Genomic DNA, 9,503 nt, shown 5'->3' with positions numbered 1-9,503 from the left:
CTTGAAACCTTCCCATTCCGGTCGCACACCCGAACGAGATTTATTACTAATTTCAATAGCTTGCCTGATATAATCAACATGAAACTGTTCAATTCTTTCCTGTCTTTCTGTATAACCAATATCTGTGTGTGAATGATGAATAACATGAATTTTCCACTTCTTTTTTGGTCTCTGCATTGCGTTCTTCCTTTCTGCCATAATTATTTTCTATCAATATGTTCATTATAGATATAAACGTGGAATTAGGAGTGCATTAAAAAGTTAACGCATCTTTATTTCTTTATTTTATTCCTGTATTTTTAAACACAATAAAATTAATCCATTTCAACTTTTCATGGTTACACCTTTATGATCGATAATTCAAAAATTAGGCTTTCATAAATTGAACTCTTAACAATTTTTAAAAAGAATTAACGAAAAAGTCCTGGATCCTATTCTTCAATATTAAAGACGCTCACAAACTTAATACCCCACCCTCCTTTAAAATTATAATTTTACTTACCGCTCACTCAAGTAAGTTGTAAAGTTGATTTAATCATCATAATGTTATAACATTATGTTTATTTGCTATAGTATCCTCAAAACCCTAAATAGTCAATACATTTCATTAAAATTACAATTTACTTTTTATAAATTTGTGGCCACTAGTGATATTTAAAAACTTCTAAGCTGATTACTGATTTGCCTCCAAATGATAGGCAACCCCCTAAATTATCCAAAAATCAGGTGGATGAAAGTGTACATTTAATAAACAATTGAATACAATAATAGTCCTAAAATCCACGACTTTCAACATACTTTTGAGGTACATTGTCCTGAAAAATGGTCCGAACAGGAAAAGAAAACCCCAAGGAGGCCCTTTCATTCTCATGCAAACCAGCTTTTCATTCAGATGCTGTGTGTTTATCATTAGATAAGTTCACACATTCCTTTAATCACTGATTCTCCGTGCGTAAGTCAAGGCGGTACGACTGCCCGTCGCACAAAAAACGCCTTCTAAATCAGAAGACGTTTGCATATTAGATGCGCAATATAACAAATAATGCCCCTTTTATCAATGAAGACTAATCTTTTTTAAGTAGCATGTGATCATTTTTTAAAAGACATACCCTCTCTTTGATCAGCTCGCTTTTTCTATTTTTGTTTTTTAATTAATCTTTCAAAGATAGTTTCATGACATATTTACTTTATCTCTTTCTTAAGTACCGCATTTTCAAACAAAATCACTATATTTATTCTTTGACAGAACCCAATACGATACCGGAGACAAAATACCGTTGCAAAAAGGGATAAAAAACAAGTATTGGTATCATTGATAGAAAAACTTTTGCAGCATTTAATGTTTGATTGGAAACTGCCATTAAACGTTTGATTTCTGATGGATCTGTAACATTATTCATTTGATTCGCATTGACCACTACTTGCTGAATATATGTCTGTAGTGGCCAGTTCTCTGGATGTTGCATGTAGATCATTCCATCAAAAAAGGAATCCCAATGAAACACAACTGAAAATAGAGTTATTGTGGCCAAAACAGGTACTGAAGTTGGGATATATACGTAAAATAAGATTTTCCATGGCCCAGCGCCATCAATACTCGCCGCTTCCTCCAATTCCTTCGGAATCCCCTTGAAGAAATTGACGAGTAGAATAATGTTAAACACAGGCACTGCTGTGGGTAAGACTAGCGCCCAGATTGAGTCCAATAACCCATAAGTGTTTATTGTCATGTATAATGGAATAAGTCCTCCCTGGAAAAGCATAGTAAATATTAATAACCACATATAAATATTACGTCCAGGGAATATCCTCCTACTTTTGCTTAACGGGTATGCCATCAAAACAGAAATAATAAAATTAATCGCTGCTCCAAGAACAACTCTTTCAACAGAAACACCGAACGCTCTGAAAAATGCATGATCCTTTAGCACTTCCCGATAAGATGCTAGATTAAAGTCCACCGGGAGAAAAAAGACTTTACCGGACACAGCTGCTATCCTGCTACTAAAGGAGAGTGCAAGTGTATTCAGAATCGGTGCCACACACAGGATTGCAATTAAGGTAAGAACACCGTAGATAATGATGTCTACTGCAAGATTTCGATCACGTACCATCAGTCACTTCCTCCTTTCTAGAATATCCGATAATTTGCAAATCTATAGGCTAGTCTATATGATATGGCAATTAATATAAAACTGATGACGGATTTCAACAAGCCCAATGCAGTAGCTAATCCAAATTGTGCCTGCAATAACCCGGCCCGATAGACATAAGTATCAATTACATCCCCAGTCTGATATACAATTGGGTTGTATAAATTTAAAATTTGTTCAAAGCCTGCATTCAACACATTGGCTAGACTCAACGTTGTTAATAAAACAGCAGTAGGAATTAAAAGTGGTATCGTAATTTTGGTTAATCTTTTCCATCTACCCGCACCGTCAATAGCTGCGGCTTCATAAAGCGACGTATTAATCGAGGTTAGTGCAGCTAGATAAATAATGGTATTAAATCCAAATTCCTTCCAAACATCACTTGTGACTAAGACTAGACGAAACCAATGGTTGCTGGCTAAGAACATAATTGGATCCCCGCCAAATGCTTGTACTACTGCATTAACAATGCCGTTAACACTTAACATATTAATCAAAATACCCGAAAGAATAACCCAAGACAAGAAGTGAGGTAAATACACAATGGTTTGCACAGTTCTTTTGAATTTCCGATTCAATGCCTCATTAAGAATAAGAGCAAAAACAAAGGGAACTATTAATCCAGCAACGATTTTCATCACAGCTATCACAATGGTATTCACAAAAATTTGATAGCTATCTGGCATATTAAACATGTATTTAAAATTATCCCATCCTACCCAGGGTGAGTGAAGTATCCCTTTAGTTGGAATGAAATCCTCAAACGCTATAGAAATCCCAAACATGGGAATTATTTGAAATAAAATCAGTAAAATAACCCCTGGAAACAGCATGAGATGATAATTATATATAAACTTTTTATTTTTCATGTCTACACCTCGTCTATTAAACAGGGTATCAATAGTTTTGATACCCTGTTTATCCTTTTACTAAAGATTATTTTACTGCTGTGTTAACTTCCTTGGTAATCGTGTCTCCACCTATTTTTTTCCACTCTTTTACAAAGGAATCAAAGCTATCTACTGAGGCTTGACCCGTAATTATTTTCAAAAATGTTTCATTTTCTAACTTTGTAAGATTACTTCCTCTGCTATCCATTGTTTTGGTAGTGCCAGTGAAGGCAGGTTCGATCCTATTCAATTTACTTGAACTTAGCTTTTTAGCTCCAACATAATAGGCCAGCCAGTTTCCATAATCAGCCATACTAGATTTAGGAGACTTAATATTATTCTTAATTGACTGAAATGTCTGTTTCTGGCTAGGGGTTAAATCACTTGTATCCCCTGTTTGAATAGCCTTATCGTATATCTTGGCGCTATCAGGGACATCATTTTCATTATTTAATTGTAAGTTTAATGGCCAGTTTAACCAACTCACTCCTAAGTCTTTGTAGATATCTGCCGCCTTTGGATCCTTTAAACGTAGTCCCTGGTATTCTACGTTTAAGGCTTTGACAACAGCATCCGGATGCGCATAGCCTTTTTTCACGACAAGGTAACTGCCGGAGGGTGCAGCCAACATTACATTGTATTTGTTCTGTCCATCTAGAGGAGCAAGGACTGGTATCCATTCTGCTTTCTTATTATTTTTCACAGCATCTGATAACATCCATGCTCCAGACCATGGGGCAAATACTGCTCCGGCTTGTCCATCGGCAACTAATCCCGCATCTTTATCAAAGTTTTTAGTTACGAATTCCTTATCAATTAAACCTTGCTTATACATTTCCTGTAACTTAGCCAATGCCTGCTTCATTTCCGGCTGAATAGATCCATTTACAATCGAACCAGATGAGTCTTTAATCCAAGAATCTGGGTAAGCGTGATAGGCATTAAAAATCGGATCAAACGTAAAGAATCCTCCCATTTGAAACACGTGTGGGTCCCCTAATAACCCTAATGTATCATTTTTGTTATTGCCATCAGGATCTTGTGTTTTAAATGCTTTTAAAACAGTAATTAATTCATCAGTTGTCTTTGGCACTTTCAAGTTTAACTTATCTAACCAATCTTTACGTAACCAGAGAAGTTGCTGTTGTCCAAAGATATTTGTATCCGGTAGTGCATCGAGCTTCCCACCACTTGTTTTCTTAACTGTATCCAAGACACGACCATTAAATGAATCATAGTATCCTTTGATCAACGGAGATGCATATTTGCTATATGCACTGCTTAAATCCTCTAGCATCCCGGCTTTTTCTAATTGTTTAAATTGCTGTTCATTCACAATCATGACATCTGGTATGTTCCCACTCGCAATAGCTAAATTGACTTTCTGTTTGTATGCGTCTGCATCAGCTACAGAAAAATCATACTTGATCTTAATATTTAGTTTATTCTCTACGTATTTGAGATAATCATTGCTCTCTAAAGTATCACCTTTCGGCAAAGTGTTTCCAGCAACACCTTGACGCCCGATTGTAAAGCTTATTGTATCATCATACTTACCGAATGGCCCAGGTGCCGATGCGGTGTTTTTGTCCGTATCGTTGTTTGTTGTTGATTTCCCTTCAGGTCCACATGCTGCCAGAGCCAATAGGATTGAGATACATAATAGCAAAACCAAAATTTGTTTTCTCATGTTTTCGTCTCCTTTGATTAAATTAAATCTCATTGTCTTTATAAGTCATCTTATTTGGCTTATACGTTTTGAATATAACTCCTCTGAAATTCCCAGTTTGCTCTCTTTACTATATGGATATTCTACCTATTATAGCGCGTTTGAAATTTACCTTTTCAATGCATAAACCCTCTTATATTACTAAACTATCTGCACCTATAAATGTGCTGTAGAGTGCACTGCTTGAAGTCTCTACTCTTATATTTTCAAGGGATAACTTTTGCAAAAACGGGTATTTAAATAACTTAAAACTCTTTGATATTTGGCCTCCAAATACAATAACTTCAGGTTCAAAGGAAGAAATGAATGGATAAAGAGCTTCACCTAAAAGTTCTCCAAAGTCTCTAAATATGACCTTTGCTTGGTTATCACCGTTTCTTGCAGAATTAGCTAAATCGCTTACATTTATTTGACTCGAATCTAAGTTATGTTGACTAGCGAGCTTAAGTATTCCACGTTTGGATATATAATCATCAATCGTCGCATCTTTAAAGGGAACATTGTAAATAAAGCCAGTTTTAGGGATGCCGTACTCCCCCCTCACTATTAATCCATCATTTATAAAAGTAGATCCTATTCCCGTCCCTAGTGTAAAGCCCGCTATTTTTTTTACTCCTTTACTTTTATATTTTCTTTTAAATTCACCTAATACAAATAATGTAGCATCATTTTCCATATAAACTGAAAAATCCTTTGAGATATGTCTGTTAATAAACGGATCCTTAACTATCGAATTGTACAGTTCCTCTTTTAGGTTTACACCATATAAAGATTCATATTTATCCAAATCCTTAATATAAGAAACACCTTTTTCATAATCAGAAGGCCCAGGAAACGCGATTCCAACTCCCAAAACAGGTATAGCGCTATGAGCACTTTCCATGAAGTTTTGGATTTGATTATTAACTATAGTTGTAAAGTGATCGATGACAATATTTTTAGACCTGTCTGCCAATGAGGGATATGTCGTCATTGTTTTTTCTTGGACAATGCCATCAACAACGACCGCCGTATGAATGGATGTACCCCCTATATCTAAGGTCACCACACACTTTGTCAAAATCTCCCCTCCCTGCTTATCATTATAATGTAATAACATTATGTCTTTAAATTTATCACACATTTTATAACTTATCAATATCTTTTTAGAAAACTTGGCTTATACTTCATCTCTTCGCTAAGCACTGCCTGATGTTCGTGCTTTCGTAATCCACACTAAGGTTGTCGCCAGGCCTTAATGTGATAAGCCTTAGTTACACTTATAAGGTCTTCCATAAAGTTATACTTTTATTACAAAAAAATTAGATAAAATTAATATGATAGCGATACTGGCTACCAATATAATGGCATTCAGTATACTCCCTGAATTGAGTATTCTTCTGTTTCCCTATTCGAACACGTTTTAGAATAGGCTCGTCTTCGTTAACATTTAAATTCTCCATGACTTCCTGTGTTGGTTTTGTCGCTTCAATATATTCCTTTATCTGGTTAACAATTATTCCTTTTGTTTTAAGTAATTCGTAAAAAGATCCATAGTAATCTTTTGCGTTTAGTGAGAAATACTTATCATGAGGAATGAAAGTTTTAAAGTAAACAAAGCCTTTATTATTAATTCCCCTGACCCGGTTTAATTGGAGAACTTGATCTCCTTCATTCAACATTAATTTTCGAGCGAGTTCTTTATTGGCCGTAATCAATTTGATTTCTGCCTTCAATGTTTCTGCCTTTTCTCCAATTTCAGCCATTTCCTTTGTAAAACTCTTCACATAGGTGTAATTCTCTTGTTTGTCTGTTTTAGTAGATAGATCGAGAACAAAGGTTCCTTTAGCGCGTTCGCGATGGAGTAATTTCTCATGAACCAGTTCATCTATAGCTTTACGTATTGTAATCCGACTCACATCATAAAATTCACAAAGCTCTAATTCTGCCGGGATTTTATCCCCTGGTTGCCAAACACCTAATTCGATTTTATTACGAATCTCCTCTGCGATTTGTGCATATAGTGGAGATGCATCTTTATTCTTATTTAATTTTTCCATTAAGTTTCACCCTTCTACTTTTAATACACTATAGCTATTTAGCAGCTAATGTCTACTATCGTAATTACATTATGACAAATTATCCTTCATTTTAACATAACAAATTTAACATTTTCCATTGTTATTAAGTTAACAATACGAATATCATTACATTCATACTTAAATCTGTTGATATTGTTATAACATTATGATATTGTTTGATATATAGATTAACAAATATTATAAAAATGCAGGTGAAAAAATGACAAGTTATGAAAAGTATCCAGAAATATTGATTTCGAATGCTGAAAATACTGCATGGAAGGGCTATCCTGATATTGTTGATGAATTATTAGTTTCAGTTAAATCTCTTCAAAAAGAAAAGACCGTCGTTATGATTGACTGTTATCCTGGAGTGAGATATGAAGAAATAGAAAGAAACATAATTGCTCCAATGAAACCTACAATGACCCTCTTTTCTGATGATTTAACCTATCCAACTGAAACCATTGATAAATTGATTGAACCCAATTTAACTGACGATAGAGTTTTTGGTGTTCTAAGTACCCGTACCCTGAATGACTTTTTTGACCCTGCTTCTCTAGATAAGGCAAGGGAGAAACTCAATAGCTTACAGAGGGGTCTTGTTGTCATTTATGGTGTTGGCGCCCAGCTCGTCGTTGATCCAGATCTTCTCGTTTACGCTGATTTAACACGATGGGAAATTCAAAAACGCTATAACTCTAGTGAATTACCAAACTGGAAAAGTTCTAATCATGATGAAGATCCCTTGCGTAAATTCAAAAGAGGCTATTTTATCGAATGGCGAGCAGCGGATAAACATAAAAAGCGACTGTTTCATCACATCGATTATTTACTAGATACTAATGAGTTGAATGCCCCTAAAATGGTGGATGGCCACAGTTACTTAGAAGGGCTAAAACAAACGGTCAACCAACCTTTTCGAGTGATCCCTCACTTCGTTCCGGGTGTCTGGGGCGGCCAATGGATGAAGGAAATTTTAGATTTGGATCGCTCCGAGGACAACTATGCATGGTGTTTCGATGGCGTCATTGAAGAAAACGGCCTTCGTCTTCGCTATGGCGATGTGGCGATTGTCGTCCCTGCTATTAATCTCGTCTTTCAACATCCGATTGAACTTCTCGGAGATAAAGTTCATGCTAGATTTGGTACAGAATTTCCTATCCGCTTTGATTTTCTAGATACTATGGATGGTCAGAATTTAAGCCTACAAGTCCATCCATTGACTGAATATATCCAAGAAACCTTCGGAATGCACTATACACAAGATGAAAGTTATTACATGCTCGATGCCAAAGAGGATGCGACTGTTTATTTAGGCGTTAAAGACGATGTTAATAAAGAAGAGATGTTAAAGGAGCTCCATGCCGCAAACCAAGGTGACATTATTTTTGATGATGAAAAATATATCAATCAATTTCCTGCAAAAAAACACGACCACTTTTTAATCCCAGCAGGAACTGTCCATTGTTCCGGAAAAAATGCGATGGTCCTTGAAATCAGCGCAACCCCTTATATCTTCACTTTTAAATTATGGGATTGGGGGCGATTAGGTTTAGATGGCTTGCCACGACCTGTTCATTTAGAACATGGCGAAAAAGTGATTCAATGGGATAGAGATGAAAAATGGGTCAGGAAGCAGCTGATTAACCGTATCGAAAAAGTAGCAGAAGGTGAAGGCTGGATTGAAGAAAAAACAGGTCTTCATGAGAGAGAATTTATTGAGACGCGAAGACACTGGTTCTCATCAAAGGTCCTTCACCACACTAATGATAGCGTTAACGTATTAAACCTCATTGAAGGTGAAGAAGCCATTGTTGAAAGCCCTGACCATACATTTGAACCCTTTATTGTTCACTATGCCGAAACCTTCTTCATTCCTGAAAACGTGAAGCACTATACCATTAGACCCTATGGAAGATCTAATGGTAAAACCATCGCAACTATTAAAGCTTATGTAAGAGTCTAGCTAAACAGATATTATATCTACCTTTACTACTCAAAACTCATTCGACACTAGATTGAAAGGCACTACCAAAAGGTCTACGAAAAAAAGTGAAACTAGCAAATGGCCGCGTACACATAAGAAGGTACGCCCTCACAAAAGATTGCTGCTCCCACAAATGACTAGAAACCTTAAACTCTGTGCCCGAGGAATGCGAGCGTTCTGAAGCGTAAATCCACATCTCCTGATGACCCAAATTTCTTTCTTTTCTTTTTAAAAAAACAGCAGAATCTCTGCTGTTTTTTTATATATTCCTCCTAAAGACTATTTAAAAATAAGCTTAAGAATATTGCCTTTTGCTGCTATCCGTGGGGATTGATCCTAAATGCTGTTGTTCCTACGTTTAAGCTTTGACAAAGTTGAATGGCTTTATCAGCAGAATCAATTTGATGACCCCAATTTACAATATAGCGAAACTCATAAAACCCTCCAAGTGTGGCTTTGAAATTTGTCTCCCAATAATTTGTTAACGCCCATGAATATAAGTGATTTGGCTCTTTACCTGTTTGTTGTCCATGCACAAGTCTCTGGCCATATTCTAAAGGACCTAGCTGAACTAAAGGTGTATCTGGCGTCGCAATTAACAGCCCACTTTCATCTGATATATAAGCCAGTCCTTCCTGAATACAATAATAATCAATTCCCGTTCCTGGTAATTGATCTATA

Annotated in this window: 6 protein-coding genes and 1 pseudogene; 1 reads left to right on the top strand and 6 read right to left on the bottom strand. The window is 36.0% G+C overall.

What is annotated here, in order from left to right; genetic code table 11:
- Positions 1–1,232 precede the first annotated feature (1,232 nt).
- The 5 genes from IEV91_RS21190 to IEV91_RS21170 all read right to left on the bottom strand — a co-directional run bounded on the left by IEV91_RS21190 (position 1,233) and on the right by IEV91_RS21170 (position 6,811).
- Entirely contained in the window at positions 1,233–2,114 is an 882-nt protein-coding gene (locus tag IEV91_RS21190; protein ID WP_188499415.1) for a carbohydrate ABC transporter permease, read from the bottom strand.
- A gap of 17 nt (positions 2,115–2,131) precedes the next feature.
- Positions 2,132–3,022, bottom strand: coding sequence for an ABC transporter permease (locus IEV91_RS21185; protein ID WP_188499414.1), 891 nt, complete (start codon positions 3,020–3,022; stop codon positions 2,132–2,134).
- Between the two features lie 67 nt (positions 3,023–3,089).
- Entirely contained in the window at positions 3,090–4,733 is a 1,644-nt protein-coding gene (locus IEV91_RS21180) for an extracellular solute-binding protein (RefSeq protein WP_188499413.1), read from the bottom strand.
- A 172-nt stretch (positions 4,734–4,905) separates the two neighbouring features.
- Positions 4,906–5,832: an ROK family protein gene (locus IEV91_RS21175; RefSeq protein ID WP_188499412.1), complete on the bottom strand. Its 927-nt coding sequence runs from the start codon at positions 5,830–5,832 to the stop codon at positions 4,906–4,908.
- A gap of 241 nt (positions 5,833–6,073) precedes the next feature.
- A complete protein-coding gene (locus IEV91_RS21170; protein ID WP_188499411.1) occupies positions 6,074–6,811 on the bottom strand; it encodes a GntR family transcriptional regulator in 738 nt (245 codons plus the stop codon).
- A 241-nt stretch (positions 6,812–7,052) separates the two neighbouring features.
- Here IEV91_RS21170 and IEV91_RS21165 point away from each other — a divergent pair, with 241 nt between their 5' ends.
- Positions 7,053–8,801, top strand: a complete 1,749-nt coding sequence (locus IEV91_RS21165) for a class I mannose-6-phosphate isomerase (protein WP_188499410.1) — start codon at positions 7,053–7,055, stop codon at positions 8,799–8,801.
- A 338-nt stretch (positions 8,802–9,139) separates the two neighbouring features.
- Here the strand turns inward: IEV91_RS21165 and IEV91_RS21160 are convergent.
- Positions 9,140–9,503, bottom strand: a pseudogene (locus IEV91_RS21160) (glycoside hydrolase family 38 N-terminal domain-containing protein); the annotation flags it as partial.

The sequence above is a fragment of the Pullulanibacillus pueri genome (assembly GCF_014639255.1).
Lineage (GTDB): Bacteria > Bacillota > Bacilli > Bacillales > Sporolactobacillaceae > Pullulanibacillus > Pullulanibacillus pueri.
The sequence above is the reverse complement of the archived record's forward strand: the minus strand, read 5'-3'. Positions and strand labels throughout refer to the sequence as shown.